The organism is Pseudomonas sp. HMSC057H01 (assembly GCF_001836405.1).
GTDB lineage: Bacteria > Pseudomonadota > Gammaproteobacteria > Pseudomonadales > Pseudomonadaceae > Pseudomonas > Pseudomonas aeruginosa.
The window spans coordinates 179,981-193,503 of record NZ_KV828512.1 but is presented as its reverse complement, the minus strand read 5'-3'; the positions used below and the strand labels follow the sequence as shown (position 1 = coordinate 193,503).

At 66.9% G+C, this 13,523-nt stretch carries 13 protein-coding genes and 1 pseudogene; 6 read left to right on the top strand and 8 right to left on the bottom strand.

The window, feature by feature from the left end; genetic code table 11:
• Positions 1-15: 15 nt before the first annotated feature.
• Positions 16-2,325 (bottom strand): molybdopterin oxidoreductase family protein, encoded by a 2,310-nt coding sequence (locus tag HMPREF2581_RS25625; RefSeq protein ID WP_003138868.1) that lies wholly within the window; start codon positions 2,323-2,325, stop codon positions 16-18.
• 353 nt (positions 2,326-2,678) lie between these two features.
• On the opposite strand from HMPREF2581_RS25625, the gene HMPREF2581_RS25620 reads away from it, so the two are divergent.
• Positions 2,679-3,158 (top strand): winged helix-turn-helix transcriptional regulator, encoded by a 480-nt coding sequence (locus HMPREF2581_RS25620; RefSeq protein WP_003090577.1) that lies wholly within the window; start codon positions 2,679-2,681, stop codon positions 3,156-3,158.
• Positions 3,159-3,205: 47 nt separating this feature from the next.
• Here the strand turns inward: HMPREF2581_RS25620 and HMPREF2581_RS25615 are convergent, their stop codons facing one another.
• The 4 genes from HMPREF2581_RS25615 to cysK all read right to left on the bottom strand — a co-directional run bounded on the left by HMPREF2581_RS25615 (position 3,206) and on the right by cysK (position 7,426).
• Positions 3,206-4,069, bottom strand: coding sequence for a DMT family transporter (locus HMPREF2581_RS25615; protein WP_003131044.1), 864 nt, complete (start codon positions 4,067-4,069; stop codon positions 3,206-3,208).
• Positions 4,070-4,488: 419 nt separating this feature from the next.
• Complete coding sequence (locus HMPREF2581_RS25610; protein WP_003090575.1) at positions 4,489-5,580, bottom strand: polyamine ABC transporter substrate-binding protein; 1,092 nt, start codon at positions 5,578-5,580, stop codon at positions 4,489-4,491.
• 198 nt (positions 5,581-5,778) lie between these two features.
• Positions 5,779-6,393, bottom strand: coding sequence for a LysE family translocator (locus tag HMPREF2581_RS25605; RefSeq protein ID WP_003090574.1), 615 nt, complete (start codon positions 6,391-6,393; stop codon positions 5,779-5,781).
• Between the two features lie 58 nt (positions 6,394-6,451).
• A complete protein-coding gene (gene cysK / locus HMPREF2581_RS25600; protein WP_003090573.1) occupies positions 6,452-7,426 on the bottom strand; it encodes a cysteine synthase A in 975 nt (324 codons plus the stop codon).
• 120 nt (positions 7,427-7,546) lie between these two features.
• Between cysK and HMPREF2581_RS25595 the strand changes: the two genes are divergently transcribed.
• The 5 genes from HMPREF2581_RS25595 to HMPREF2581_RS25575 all read left to right on the top strand — a co-directional run bounded on the left by HMPREF2581_RS25595 (position 7,547) and on the right by HMPREF2581_RS25575 (position 12,463).
• Positions 7,547-8,632: a DUF748 domain-containing protein gene (locus tag HMPREF2581_RS25595; protein ID WP_003090572.1), complete on the top strand. Its 1,086-nt coding sequence runs from the start codon at positions 7,547-7,549 to the stop codon at positions 8,630-8,632.
• A gap of 162 nt (positions 8,633-8,794) precedes the next feature.
• Positions 8,795-9,640, top strand: a complete 846-nt coding sequence (locus HMPREF2581_RS25590) for an AAA family ATPase (RefSeq protein ID WP_003090571.1) — start codon at positions 8,795-8,797, stop codon at positions 9,638-9,640.
• Between the two features lie 64 nt (positions 9,641-9,704).
• Complete coding sequence (locus HMPREF2581_RS25585; RefSeq protein ID WP_003131045.1) at positions 9,705-10,100, top strand: GFA family protein; 396 nt, start codon at positions 9,705-9,707, stop codon at positions 10,098-10,100.
• A gap of 48 nt (positions 10,101-10,148) precedes the next feature.
• On the top strand, positions 10,149-11,330 hold the full coding sequence (locus HMPREF2581_RS25580) for a vWA domain-containing protein (protein ID WP_003090569.1): 1,182 nt from the start codon (positions 10,149-10,151) through the stop codon (positions 11,328-11,330).
• A gap of 113 nt (positions 11,331-11,443) precedes the next feature.
• The gene (locus tag HMPREF2581_RS25575; protein ID WP_003090568.1) at positions 11,444-12,463 is read left to right on the top strand and encodes an AraC family transcriptional regulator; all 1,020 of its coding nucleotides are present in this window, start codon (positions 11,444-11,446) and stop codon (positions 12,461-12,463) included.
• A 36-nt stretch (positions 12,464-12,499) separates the two neighbouring features.
• Here the strand turns inward: HMPREF2581_RS25575 and HMPREF2581_RS33655 are convergent.
• From HMPREF2581_RS33655 to tse2, 3 genes and pseudogenes are all read right to left on the bottom strand, one after another.
• Positions 12,500-12,685, bottom strand: a pseudogene (locus HMPREF2581_RS33655) (DUF6434 domain-containing protein); the annotation flags it as partial.
• A gap of 59 nt (positions 12,686-12,744) precedes the next feature.
• Entirely contained in the window at positions 12,745-12,978 is a 234-nt protein-coding gene (tsi2, locus tag HMPREF2581_RS25570) for a type IV secretion system immunity protein Tsi2 (RefSeq protein ID WP_003090566.1), read from the bottom strand.
• 9 nt (positions 12,979-12,987) lie between these two features.
• A complete protein-coding gene (gene tse2, locus HMPREF2581_RS25565) occupies positions 12,988-13,464 on the bottom strand; it encodes a type VI secretion system effector Tse2 (RefSeq protein WP_003090565.1) in 477 nt (158 codons plus the stop codon).
• Positions 13,465-13,523 lie beyond the last annotated feature (59 nt).

The window sequence follows — 13,523 nt, the reverse complement described above, 5'->3', positions numbered from 1 at the left end:
ATCGTCCTCCCTGGCTCAGGCGTTCGTAGCGGCGGGCGTCGCCAGCCGTTCCAGGCGCGCCGGCACGTACTTGTGCCAGGGCGTGCCGGCGAGGAAGTCGCGCTGGGTGCAGTCGGTCACCTCGTTGGGCGCCACGCCCCGGCGCACCACCTCGCCCTCGGCGTTGCGGTAGTCCAGGCCCTGGCCGTTGGGCAGGGAGATATTGCCCGGCTGCATCATGTCGCTGATCTCCACTTCCGCCTCGACGTCGCCGCGGCGGGTCACCACGCGCAGCACCTCGCCGTCGGCGCAGCCCAGCGCCTCGGCGTCCTGCGGACTGATGCGCAGGGTGCCGTAGCGCCCGCGGCGGTGCCAGCCGGTGTCGCGTACGGCGGTATTGCTGGTGTCGCTGCGTCGCTCGCCGGCGGCGAGGATGAACGGGTAGGCCGGATCGTGGGGTGGCGCGCTGTGGGCGAGCTTGGCCAGTTCCGGCAACAGTTCGGGGATGTGCAGGTTGATCCGCTGTTCGGGACGGGCGACGGCCTGCCAGCTTTCGGCGTGGGTGGTTTCGGCGAAGACCACCCCGGACGGGTTGTCGAGCATGGCCTGGAACAGGCGGTCGGCGGCCAGCGGCGGCAAGCCGTCGAAGCCGGCGCGGGCAGCGGTCTTGCGGTTGTTCAGCACGTGCAGTTGGCAGATGCCCCAGATCGCCGCGGCCGCTTCCATGCCGGCGGGCAGGGTCGGGCCGAGGGTACGGTAGAGCAGGACCGGCGCGTATTTCATGACCTTGGGGCGGGTCGCCGCGGCGGCGAGGAAGGCCGCCGAGAACGCCTTGCGCCCGAGCTTGAGGGCCAGGCGCAGCGGCCGGTAGTCTTTCTCGCCGAGCACGCCCATGGCTTCTAGCAGGCGGGCGTGGATCTCCGCTTCCGGCAGGGTGCCGGGGCGCGCCGGGAACAGCGGCGCGCGCAGATGGAAGGCGTTGCGCGGGAATTCCAGGTTGAAGAAGGTCGCCTCGGCCTTTTCGAACTGGCTCGCCGCCGGCAGCACGTAGTCGGCGTGGCGCGCGGTCTCGGTCATGGCCACGTCGATCACCACCGACAGCTCCAGGGCGCGCATGGCTTCGCGCATGCGCTGGCTATCGGCCAGCGAATGCAGCGGGTTGCCGGTCTCCACCAGCATGGCGCGATAGCGCTTGGGATGGTCGGTGAGGATTTCCTCTGGAATCACGTTGCAGGGAATCAGGCCGATGATGATCTTGGCGTTGGCCACCGGGCTGCGCTTCTCGACGCGTGGCGCGCCCTTCTTGCCCATCGAGGTATCGCCCTTGCTGGCCTTGGACAGCGAGAGGAAGGGCACGAAGGCGTTGCTGGTGCCGGGGCGCCCGTAATGGCCGGTGAGCAACCAGACCAGGCGTTGCAGGTAGCTGCCGAGGGTCGAGTGCAGGTTCATCTGCATGCCCAGGTCTTCCAGCGCCGATACGCTGCTGGCGCTGGCGATCCGCCGGGCGGCGGCGCGCAGCTTGTCTTCCGCCACCCCGCAGGTCTCGGCGCAGTAGGCCACTGGGATGGCGTTCAGTTCGTCGACGATGTGCTCGTAGCCGCTGGTGTGCTCGGCCAGCCAGTCGCGCGCCAGCAGCCCGTCCTGGACGATGATCCCGACCAGCGCCGCCAGGCACCAGGCGTCGGTGCCCGGACGGATCTGCAGGTGGAAGTCGGCCAGGGCGGCGGTTTCGCTCAGGCGCGGGTCGATCACGATGATCGAGCGCGCGGGATCCTTGGCCATGGCGTTGAGCAGCACGCGGGCGCGGGCGAAACCATGGGATTGCCAGGGATTCTTGCCGATCAGGATGGCCACCTCGCAATGCTCGAAGTCGCCGTGCACGCCGGTACCGAACATCTTGCCCTGGACCCAGAACTCGCCGGTCTTTTCCTGGGCCAGGGCGTTGGAGCGGTACTTCACCCCGAGGGCCTTCAGCGTGCTGTCGCCGTAGGCGCCGCCGAGGTGGTTGCCCTGCGCGCCGCCGCCGTAGTAGAGGATGCTTTCGCCGCCATGCCTGCGCTTGATGGCGAGGAACTTCTCCGCCACCTCGCGGATCGCCGTGTCCCAGTCGATGGCTTCGTAGCTGCCATCGGGGCGCCGGCGCATCGGCGTGTCCAGGCGGTCGGCGCCGTTCTGGTAGTAGTCCATGCGCTGCGATTTCTCGCAGACGTAGCCCTGCGAGGCGGGGTGGTCGTCATCGCCGCGGATCTTGCTGATGCGGCCATTCTCGGTCTGCACTTCCAGCCCGCAGTTGAGGCTGCAGAGGATACAGGCGGTCTTCTTCCATTGCGGGGACGGCGTAGTCACGGTGTGTTCCTCGTTGTTGTCGTTGCCGGCGCAACCTGGGGCACACCCCAGCCGTGCGGGCTTCGTTCTTTCGGGACTGCCTGACGCTGTGCTGCAAGGACGACGCGCGGGCGGCACACGGCGCCCCGTCGTATCGGCCTTTCCCTCTCATGCTCGACGCTTCTACAGTTCCGAATCGGAACTTACTATGCGGGCGCTGATATGGGACCCGTCCGTAGTGCTGGTTTGTCCGATCCTGGCAGGAGCGCGCCGGGTCCATGACCTTTTCGGCCGGATACTAAGTTCCAATTTGGAACTGGTCAAGCTCCGAAGCGGCCCCCTAGAATGGACGGAGGTTTTTCCGGGAGAACCCCATGAAATGGCAAGAAGTCGGCGAAACGCCCTGTTCGATGGCGCGCAGCCTGGCGATCCTCGGCGACCGCTGGACGCTGCTGATCCTGCGCAACTGCTTTCTCGGCATGCGCCGCTTCGATGAGTTCCAGGCCAGCCTCGGGGTCACCCGTCAGGTACTGGCCGACCGCCTGAGCCGGCTGGTGGAGGCGGGCGCGCTGAAGAAGGTGCCTTACCAGGAGCGACCGCCGCGCTACGAGTACCGCCTCACCGAGATGGGCCACGACCTGCATCCGGTGCTGCTGGCCCTGGCCAACTGGGGCGACCGCTGGCTCGACGAGGGCCGCGGCGCTCCGGTGGAGTATGTGCACAAGGCCTGTGGCCACAAGTTCCGGCCGACCATGGTTTGCCCGGAGTGCGGCGAGCCGGTGGGGTCGCGCGATGTGACGGCGGTGCCGGGGCCGGGGTTCGCGGCGATGGCTGGCAAGCTCGCGCAGAACTGAATCCGCGCGCGCTCTGCCATGGGCGGGCCGCGACCCGCTCGGTTCGCTCAGCCGGCCTTGCGGAAGACGAACATCAGCCCCACCACGATCAGCCCCATGCCCAGCAGGCTGAGCCAGCCGAGGCGGTTGCCGAAGACCATGAAGTCCATGATCGCGGTCACCGCCGGCACCAGGTAGAACAGGCTGGTGACGTTGACCAGGTTGCCCTGGGCGATCAGCCGGTAGAGCAGCAGGGTCGCGCCCACCGAGACCACGACGCCCATCCATAGCGCGGGGACCAGGAAGCCGGCGTTCCATTCGAACTCGAACGGCTGGAAGGGCACGAACGCCAGGCACAGGCCGAGGCCGGCGAGGTACTGCAGGGGCAGGGTGCCCAGCGGGTTCTCGCGGATGCCCTTCTGCATGATCGAGCCGCCGGTGACGCCGGCCAGCGCCAGCAGTGCGCAGAGGATGCCGGCCGTGGACATCCCGGCCAGACCGATGCCCTGGTAGACCACCAGCACCAGGCCGGCCAGGCCCAGCAGCAGGCCGAACAGGCGCGCCGGCGACTGCCGGCGTTCGAGGATGACGGCGGTGAGGATCGGTTGCACGCCGAGGATGGTCGCCATCATGCCGGGAGTGACCTGCAGCTTCAGCGAGAAGATATAGAAGATCGGATAGACCCCCAGCATCACCAGGCCGGTGAGCAGGGCCTTGCCGCGCTCACGCGCGCTGCGCGGCGCGCGCAGCCTGAGCAGCGGGGCGAGCGGCAGCAGGCAGGCCAGGGCGATGCCGAAGCGGAACACCAGGAAGGCGAACGGCGAGGAGTGCGCCAGGCCCCATTTCGAGGCGATGGCCCCGCTGCTCCAGAGCAGGACGAAGAGGCTGGTGCTGGCCAGGCCGGCCAGTGCGGATTTGTTCAGTGCAAACATGGATCTGCCACCTTGTAGTCGGGCATGCCGCGGGCTCGGGCCGGCGGCGGACGGCACGCCTCGGCAGCGGATGGCGCTGCTTGCGGCGGGCTGTGGAAGAGAGTTGGGGCGCTACCGCGCTCGTCAGGGACTGACGCCCGGCGGCGGGCAGGCGGCCGAACCGGGAGGGGGAGGCGGAGGCGAGGCGACTACAGGAGGGGAAACGCAGCCCAGGCTGGCGCACGGCTGGCGCGCGCCGACCTCGCCGGTGGCTACCGGAAGGGCGGGGAGCGAGCTGTGCGAGCGCTGGTTCATGGAGGCTATCCGGTCGATGAAGACAACGAGAGGGACTATAGCGGGCCGTCCGGGATTTGACGAGCCTGTGGGCGAGCCTTGCGCTAAAACGCCAGCCCGGCGACAAACCGGGCCGGCGCTGGGCTTCACTTGCCGGTCTTCACCGTGTTCCAGGTGCGCGTGCGCACGCGGTCGATCTTCTGCGGCATGGATTCCAGGGCGAACAGCTTGGCCATCTTCTCCTGCGGCGGGTAGATCGCCGGGTCGGCCTTGATCTCGGCGTCCACCAGCGGGTCGGCGGCCAGGTTGCCGTTGGCGTAGTGCACATGGTTGCTGATCGCCGCCATCACCTCGGGACGCAGCAGGTAGTTCATGAAGGCGTAGCCGGCCTTCTCGTCGGGCGCGTCGACCGGCATCGAGACCATGTCGAACCACAGCGGCGAGCCTTCCTTCGGCGTCGAGTAGCGCACTTCCACGCCGTTGTTGGCCTCCTTGGCGCGGGTCGCGGCCTGCAGGATGTCGCCGGAGAAACCGACCACCATGCAGATCTCGCCGTTGGCCAGGTCGCTGACGTACTTCGAGGAGTGGAAGTAGCGGATGTACGGGCGCACCTTCAGCAGCGCCGCCTGGGCCTGCTTGTAGTCGTCGGCCTTCTGGCTGTGGTGTGGCAGGCCGAGGTAGTTGAGGGTGATGGGCAGCAGCTCGGGGCCGTTGTCCAGCACCGCCACCCCGCACTTGCTCAGTTTCTGCATGTATTCGGGCTTGAAGAAGATATCCCAGGAGTCCAGCGGCGCGTCGTCGCCGAGCACCGCCTTGATCTTCGCCGGGTTGTAGCCGATGCCGGTGGTGCCCCAGAGGTAGGGGAAGCCGTACTGGTTGCCCGGATCGTTGACCTCCAGGGCCTTGAGCAGCACCGGGTTGAGGTTCTTCCAGTTGGGCAACTGGGACTTGTCCAGCTTCTTCAGGGCGCCGGCCTGGATCTGCTTGGCCATGAAGTGGTTCGACGGGAATACCACGTCGTAGCCGGATTGGCCGGTCATCAGCTTGCCGTCGAGGGTCTCGTTGCTGTCGTAGACGTCGTAGGTGGCCTGGATGCCGGTTTCCTTGGCGAAGTTCGCCACGGTTTCGGGAGCGATGTATTCGGACCAGTTGTAGATCTTCAGGTTGTCCGCGGCGAGGGTTGCGCCGCTGCCGCAAGCGAGGGCGAGGAGGGTGAGGGAAGCGATGCGGGTCTTCATTGTTGTAGGTGTCCTGTCGGCTGACGACAGCGTCGGCGACGGACTGGTTCGCCGCCGGCGCTCAGGGGGCGCCGGCAACGCTGGCCGGCACCCGGGTTTTATCCCGCGTTGCCGGAAGCGAGGAAAGGGGCGGCTTTTACCTGCGGGCCCGCAGACAGGAGGCGGCACCGCAGCGGGGCGTCGCTCCGCCCGCCTGCCTCAACTCAGGGCGACCTTGACCCCGAGGGCGATCAGCAGGCCGCCGAGCAGCTTGTCCACCACCCCCTGGGCCCTGGCCAGGCCACGGCGCACCACCGCGCTCTGGATCAGCACCACCAGCAGCGGCCACCAGAGTGCGGCGAGGCCGACGATGATGCCGGCGTACCAGAGCTTCTCGGCGAAGCTGGAGTCCAGGCTCAGCACCTGGGTGAACACGGCGAGGAAGAACAGCGTGGCCTTGGGGTTGAGCAGGTTGCACAGGTAGCCCTGGAGGAACGCGCTCCAGTGGCCGACGCGCTGCACGCCGCCGACCGCCAAGTCGAGCGTGCCGCCGCCGCGCGAGCGCAGGGCCTGGATGCCGATCCAGATCAGGTAGACCGCGCCGGTGTACTTCAGCGCGTTGAACAGCCACGGCGTGGTGGTGATCAGCACCGCCAGGCCGGCGACGCAGTAGGCCATGTGGGTGGCCACGCCGAGGATCACCCCCAGCGAGGTCATCATCGCCGCCGAGCGCTGGTAGCGCGCCGCGTTGCGGATGATCAGGAAGAAGTCCGGGCCGGGCGAGAGCATGCCCAGGGTGGCGAGGGTGGCTACGAAGAGCGAGGTTTCCAGCATGATTCGATACGCCTGGCGCAAGGCGGCGCCGGTTCGCTGCGGCGCCGCGGGTCGGTGGTTACTGGGTCAGTTCCTGTTCGCTGAACAGGCCGTCGAAGAGCATGCTCGAAAGATAGCGCTCGCCGGAATCGGGGAGGATCACCACGATGGTCTTGCCCTGCATGTTCGGCTCCTCGGCCAGGCGCACCGCGGCGGCCATCGCCGCGCCGGAGGAGATGCCGCAGAGGATGCCTTCTTCCTGCATCAGGCGCAGCGCCATGTTCTTCGCTTCGTCGTCGCCGATCTTCTCGACCCGGTCGACCAACGACAGGTCGAGGTTCTTCGGCACGAAGCCGGCGCCGATGCCCTGGATCTTGTGCGGGGCGGGCTTGACCTCCTCGCCGGCGAGGGTCTGGCTGATCACCGGCGAGGTCACCGGCTCCACCGCCACGGCGAGGATCGGCTTGCCCCGGGTGTTCTTGATGTAGCGCGAGACGCCGGTGAGGGTGCCGCCGGTGCCGACCCCGGAGACCAGCACGTCCACCGCGCCCTCGGTATCGTTCCAGATCTCCGGGCCGGTGGTCTTCTCATGGATCGCCGGGTTGGCCGGGTTGTCGAACTGCTGCGGCATGAAGTACTTCCCGGGATCCCCCGCGACCAGTTCCTCGGCCTTCTGGATCGCACCCTTCATGCCCTTCGCCGGTTCGGTCAGGACCAGCTCCGCTCCCAGCGCCTTGAGCACCTTGCGTCGCTCCAGGCTCATCGACGCCGGCATGGTCAGGATCAGTTTGTAGCCGCGTGCGGCGGCGACGAAGGCGAGGCCGATGCCGGTGTTGCCGGAGGTCGGCTCGACCAGGGTCATGCCGGACTTCAGTCTGCCGCTGGCTTCGGCATCCCAGATCATGTTCGCGCCGATCCGGCACTTCACCGAATAGCCGGGGTTGCGCCCTTCGATCTTGGCCAGGATGGTGACGCCGCGCGGGGCGATGCGGTTGATCTGGACCAGCGGCGTGTTGCCGATGGACTGCGCGTTGTCTGCGAAGATGCGGCTCATGATGGTGTCCTTGTCGCATGGAGAAAGATCAATCAGCCTATTCCGCCCCCGCCCGCGCGTCCAGACGCGTTCGAACCAGCGGCGCGGCGCGCGTGTCCACTGTCCAGGAGGGCCGTACCGATGAAGAAACGCTATGCCATTCCCCTGGGCAGCCTGGCGGCGCTGCTTCTGTTGTTGCTGGCGCTGCACCTGGCGCTGCCGTACCTGGTGCGCGACTACCTGAACGGCAAGCTGGCCGACATGGGCGACTACCGTGGGCACATCGCCGACGTCGACCTGGCGCTCTGGCGCGGCGCGTATCGGATCGACGGGCTGAGCATCGTCAAGGACAACGGCAAGGTGCCGGTGCCGTTCCTCGACGCGCCGAGCATCGACCTGTCGGTGAGCTGGCAGGCGCTCTGGGATGATCACGCAGTAGTGGCGCGGGTGGTCTTCGAGCGTCCGCAGCTCAACTTCGTCGATGCCGGCGGCGACCGCGACGCCTCGCAGACCGGTGCCGGCACCGACTGGCGCGAGCAACTGGACAAGCTGCTGCCGATCACCCTCAACGAGGTGCGGGTGGTGGACGGCACCCTGCGTTTCCGCAACTTCACTTCGAAGCCGCCGGTGAACCTCCACGCCTCGGCGCTCAACGCCAGCATCTATAACCTGACCAACGTGGCCGACGCCCGGGGCGAGCGGCCGGCGCGTCTCGAAGGCACGGCGCGGATACTCGGCCAGGCGCCGCTGGAAGTGGCGGCGCATTTCGACCCGCTGAGCGACTTCGAGGACTTCGACCTGCGCCTGCGGGTCACCCGGGTCGAGCTGAAGCGGCTCAACGACTTCGCCAGCGCCTATGGCAAGTTCGACTTCAATGCCGGCACCGGCGACCTGGTGCTGGAGGCCCAGGCTAAACGCGGCCAGCTGGACGGCTACATCAAGCCGCTGCTGCGCGACGTGGACGTGTTCAACTGGCGGCAGGACGTGGAGGATGGCGACAAGAACCTGTTCCGCTCGGTGTGGGAGGCGCTGGTCGGCGGGGGCGAGACGGTGCTGAAGAACCAGCGCAAAGACCAGTTCGCAACCCGTGTGAGCCTGAGCGGTAATATCCACCAGCGGGACGTCAGCGCGTTCCAGGCGTTCCTCGGGATTCTCCGCAACGCGTTCGTCGAGGCGTTCAACGCCCGTTTCGAGCGTTCCCCGGCGACGCGCGACGACGACGGCTGAAGACGCGGGCGGAACGGCGGGTCGCGAGGTGGCCGGGCATTCAGTGACTGAATGACCCGTCTGCGTTCACAGTGCGCTTGTCCCCGCGTTATAGTCGGGTTTTCAAACAATACTGAACTGCCCGGTTTTCCAGCCAGGGCGTTACCGTTCGAGGATTTCCTGATGAAGTTCGAAGGCACCCAGTCCTACGTCGCCACCGACGACCTCAAGCTCGCGGTCAACGCCGCCATCACCCTGCAGCGGCCGCTGCTGGTGAAGGGCGAACCGGGCACCGGCAAGACCATGCTCGCCGAGCAGCTGGCCGAGTCCTTCGGCGCCAAGCTGATCACCTGGCACATCAAGTCCACCACCAAGGCCCACCAGGGCCTCTACGAGTACGATGCGGTAAGCCGCCTGCGCGATTCGCAGCTGGGCGTGGACAAGGTCCACGACGTGCGCAACTACATCAAGAAGGGCAAGCTCTGGGAGGCCTTCGAGGCCGAGGAGCGGGTGATCCTGCTGATCGACGAGATCGACAAGGCCGACATCGAGTTCCCCAACGACCTGTTGCAGGAACTCGACAAGATGGAGTTCTACGTCTACGAGACCAACGAAACCATCAAGGCGAAGCAGCGCCCGATCATCATCATCACCTCGAACAACGAGAAGGAACTGCCCGACGCCTTCCTGCGCCGCTGTTTCTTCCACTACATCGCCTTCCCCGACCGCGAGACGTTGCAGAAGATCGTCGATGTGCACTACCCGAACATCAAGCAGTCGCTGGTCAGCGAGGCGCTGGACATCTTCTTCGACGTGCGCAAGGTGCCCGGCCTGAAAAAGAAACCTTCGACTTCCGAGTTGGTCGACTGGCTGAAGCTGCTGATGGCCGACGAGATCGGCGAAGCGGTGCTGCGCGAACGCGATCCGACCAAGGCGATCCCGCCGCTGGCCGGCGCCCTGGTGAAGAACGAGCAGGACGTGCAGCTTCTCGAGCGCCTGGCGTTCATGAGCCGCCGCGCCAGCCGCTGAGTGCGTCGGCCCTTTCCGGGGAAAGGGCTGCGGGGCGGCACGCCAGACAGCGGAGGAATATCCCATGCTCAGCGGAAGTTGCCTGTGCGGCGCGGTACGTTACGAGATCGACGCGCCCATCGAATCGGCCAGCCATTGTCATTGCAGCCAGTGCCGCAAGGCCCACGGCGCGGCGTTCGCCACCTACGGCAAGGTGCGCCGCGAGGCGTTCCGCTATGTCGCCGGGGCGGACGCGGTGGCCGAATACCACTCGTCGCCAGGCGTCACCCGTACCTTCTGCCGCCACTGCGGATCGAACCTGCAGTGGCTTGGCGGCAACGAGGACCCGACGTACACCTCTATCGCCCTCGGCACCCTCGACTCGCCGCTGCCATCGGTAGCGCAGCGGCACATCTACGTGGGTTCGAAAGCCGACTGGTACGTCATCGCCGACGACCTGCCGCAGGAACACCAATACTGACCGGCGCTCGCGCGCCGGGATCAACGGACAACAGACGAGGTCGCAGCCATGCTGCTCAACCTGTTCAACGAAATGCGCGCAGCCAAGGTGCCGGTGTCGGTGCGCGAGTTGCTCGACCTGATCGACGCCCTGAAGCACCGCGTGGTGTTCGCCGACATGGACGAGTTCTACTACCTGGCGCGCACCATCATGGTCAAGGACGAGCGCCACTTCGACAAGTTCGACCGGGCCTTCGGCGCCTACTTCAAGGGCCTGGAGAAGCTCGACGACCACCTCAAGGCGCTGATCCCCGAGGAATGGCTGCGCAAGGAATTCGAGCGCCTGCTGACCGACGAGGAAAAGGCGCAGATCCAGTCCCTCGGCGGCCTGGACAAGCTGATCGAGGAGTTCAAGAAACGCCTCGAGGAACAGAAGGAGCGCCATGCCGGCGGTAACAAGTGGATCGGTACCGGCGGTACCAGTCCGTTTGGCTCCGGCGGCTTCAACCCGGAGGGCGTCCGCGTCGGCGACGCCGGCAAGCGCCAGGGCAAGGCGGCCAAGGTCTGGGACCAGCGCGAATACAAGAACCTCGACGACCAGGTCGAACTGGGTACGCGCAACATCAAGATCGCCCTGCGGCGCCTGCGCAAGTTCGCCCGTGAGGGCGCGGCGGAGGAGCTGGACATCGACGGCACCATCGACCACACCGCGAAGGACGCCGGGCTGCTCAACATCCAGATGCGCCCGGAGCGGCGCAACACGGTGAAGCTGTTGCTGCTGCTGGACATCGGCGGCTCGATGGACGCCCACGTCAAGGTCTGCGAGGAGCTGTTCTCGGCCTGCAAGACCGAGTTCAAGCACCTGGAGTATTTCTACTTCCACAACTTCATCTACGAGTCGGTGTGGAAGAACAACCTGCGCCGCAGCAGCGAACGCACCGCCACCTTCGACCTGCTGCACAAGTACGGTCCGGACTACAAGGTGGTGTTCGTCGGCGACGCGGCGATGGCGCCCTACGAAATCACCCAGGCCGGCGGCAGCGTCGAGCACTGGAACGAGGAAGCCGGTTACGTCTGGATGCAGCGCTTCATGGAGAAGTACAAGAAGCTCATCTGGATCAACCCCTATCCGAAGGACACCTGGAACTACACGGCGTCCACCGGCCTGGTCCGCGAACTGGTCAAGGAACAGATGTATCCGTTGACCCTGAGCGGCCTGGAGGAGGGTATGCGCTTCCTCTCGCGCGGTTGAGCCAACTGCCTGCGGGACCGGCGACAGGCGCGGCGGCACGCAACTTGCCTACCCTGTGTATCCCGTCCGCGCGGTAACAGCGCGGCGCGGCCACCGGTAACGATGGGCACGCCATGATCGATTCGACCTTCTCCCGCGCCACCTGGCTCAACTCGCTGCACATGTCGACCCTCACTCTCTCGCTGCTGGAGAAGGAAGGGTTCGCCCGCGAGCAACTGCTCGAAGGCAGTGGCATCACCCCCGCCGACCTGCTCGACCTGCGGCGCCTGATCAGCCCCTGGCAGGAGCAGCAGGTGTTCGCCAACGCCTGCCGGCTCAGCGACGAGCCGGCCCTCGGCCTGCGCCTGGGGCTGCGCACGCGGATTTCCGCCTACGGCCTGCTCGGCTACGCGCTGCTCTCCGCGCCGACCCTCGGCGAGGCGCTGCGCATCGGCCTCAGCTATCCGGTCTTGCTCGGCACCTACTTCCACCTGTCGCTGGAAGTCGCCGACGGCCGCGCCTGGCTGGTGGCCACCGGCTACGGCGAGGACGAGGCGCTGCGGCCATTCAACACCGAGCTTTGCCTGGGCTCGCTGAAGGTCACCTGCGCCGACCTGCTCGGCCAGCCGCTGCCCTTGCTGGAAGCGGCCTTCGACTATGCCGGCGACGAGGCGATGGTGCGGGCCTACGCCGAGGGTTTCGCCTGCGAGTTGCACTTCGAACGCGAGCGCAGCGCCATCGGCTTCGCCGCCGAATGGCTGGAGCGCCCGTTGCCGCTGGCCGACCCGGTGACCCACCGGGAGATGCTGGAACAGTGCCGGCGGCAGAACATCGACCTGGCCGCGCGTCGTGCCTGGCTGGACAAGGTCCGGGCGATCCTCGCCGAGCGCTTGCAGGACCCGCCCGGCCTGGAGGAACTGGCCAGGCGCCTGAACTGTTCGTCGCGCAGCCTGCGCCGGCACCTTCAGCAGCAGCGCACCAGCTATCAGCAATTGCTCGACGAGTTGCGCTTCGCCCGCGCCAAGGAGTTGTTGCAGAGCGGCGACATGCCGATCTACCGGATCGCCGAGGAACTCGGCTTCAGCGAGACCGCCAGCCTGCGCCATGCCTTCCAGCGCTGGAGCGGCCAGCCGCCGAGCCATTTCCGCGCCTGAGCGCTCGCTCAGGCGGAGGGGCTGGCGCCGCCGCCGTTCGTCCGCCACCTCACCCAGGGATTTTGCCGCGCCGTCGCCAATCCAGGCCATGAAGGCACGATCGAAGCGGAAGTCGGCGCCGCGCAGCCCGACGCGGAAGCGCCGTACGTCCTGGGCGTTGCGCTAGTCGCGGCACACTGCGGTGTCGCGGGTGATGGTGTCGCCGTGCCAGCCGAAGACCATCTGTCGTTTCTCTGCGCGCGCTGGAGCGGGCGGGCCAACGACGGCCCGCCCACGGGCCGTCAGGACACCGGGTCTTCGATCAGCCGGTCATAGGGCGGCAGGCCGCTGTATTGGCCCAGGGCTTGCTCGTAGGCGTTCTTCAGGTCGTCGGCGGCGAGGTCGTAGCCGACCAGCAACTGTTCGAGTTCAGCGGCGTTCTGCGGGTCGTCGTTCTGCAACTGCGCGTCGAGTTCGCGGGTGCGCGCGGCGACGCACTGGATCGCCACCATCAGGGTCTGGGGTTTCAGGTTCATGGTTCACTCCTAGAGCCCGCGGGCTTTTTCCCATTGGCGGCGGATGGCGTTGCGCACGAAGTTGTCCAGTTGGCCCATGAGGACCTCCCGGTACATCGGCTTGGCCGGCATGATGGTGTAGTGGGTGGCTTGCAGGCGCTTGTTGTAGCTGTCCTGTTTCACCTTAAGGTCCGGCGGGATGTCGGTGCCGTCGGGTATCACGAAGTCGCCGTCGGCGCGGCGCAGCACGCCGGCGCGGTCGAACACCGAGGTGCCGCCGGTGTCCGGGGCGTAGAGGCCGTCGCGGCCGGCGACGATGTCCGGCGCGCGGGCGGGGACGCCAGGGGTGTTGGGGCTGTCGAAGGTCGGATGCAGCAGCGGGGCGACTTCCGCAGCCTCGGCGAGTTCCTGGTCGGGGCGCAGGTAGCGACCGACGTCGCCGTCGTAGTTGGCCTTGAATACCGCCCGGTAGAGGGTGAGGCTGGTTTTCTCGTAGTCGTAGGACATGCGTGGACTTCCCTGTGGGTTGCGTTCGCGGCGCCGCGGGTGCGCGGCATCGCTACCGA

What these genes read in the sequence shown, in the direction of transcription:
- HMPREF2581_RS25580 (WP_003090569.1), top strand. Translation starts at nt 10,149, where the DNA reads ATGCTGCTCAACCTGTTCAACGAAATGCGCGCAGCCAAGGTGCCGGTG.
- HMPREF2581_RS25605 (WP_003090574.1), bottom strand. Translation starts at nt 6,393, where the DNA reads ATGCTGGAAACCTCGCTCTTCGTAGCCACCCTCGCCACCCTGGGCATG.
- tse2 (WP_003090565.1), bottom strand. Translation starts at nt 13,464, where the DNA reads ATGTCCTACGACTACGAGAAAACCAGCCTCACCCTCTACCGGGCGGTA.
- HMPREF2581_RS25590 (WP_003090571.1), top strand. Translation starts at nt 8,795, where the DNA reads ATGAAGTTCGAAGGCACCCAGTCCTACGTCGCCACCGACGACCTCAAG.
- HMPREF2581_RS25585 (WP_003131045.1), top strand. Translation starts at nt 9,705, where the DNA reads ATGCTCAGCGGAAGTTGCCTGTGCGGCGCGGTACGTTACGAGATCGAC.
- HMPREF2581_RS25615 (WP_003131044.1), bottom strand. Translation starts at nt 4,069, where the DNA reads ATGTTTGCACTGAACAAATCCGCACTGGCCGGCCTGGCCAGCACCAGC.
- HMPREF2581_RS25595 (WP_003090572.1), top strand. Translation starts at nt 7,547, where the DNA reads ATGAAGAAACGCTATGCCATTCCCCTGGGCAGCCTGGCGGCGCTGCTT.
- tsi2 (WP_003090566.1), bottom strand. Translation starts at nt 12,978, where the DNA reads ATGAACCTGAAACCCCAGACCCTGATGGTGGCGATCCAGTGCGTCGCC.
- HMPREF2581_RS25620 (WP_003090577.1), top strand. Translation starts at nt 2,679, where the DNA reads ATGAAATGGCAAGAAGTCGGCGAAACGCCCTGTTCGATGGCGCGCAGC.
- HMPREF2581_RS25575 (WP_003090568.1), top strand. Translation starts at nt 11,444, where the DNA reads ATGATCGATTCGACCTTCTCCCGCGCCACCTGGCTCAACTCGCTGCAC.
- cysK (WP_003090573.1), bottom strand. Translation starts at nt 7,426, where the DNA reads ATGAGCCGCATCTTCGCAGACAACGCGCAGTCCATCGGCAACACGCCG.
- HMPREF2581_RS25610 (WP_003090575.1), bottom strand. Translation starts at nt 5,580, where the DNA reads ATGAAGACCCGCATCGCTTCCCTCACCCTCCTCGCCCTCGCTTGCGGC.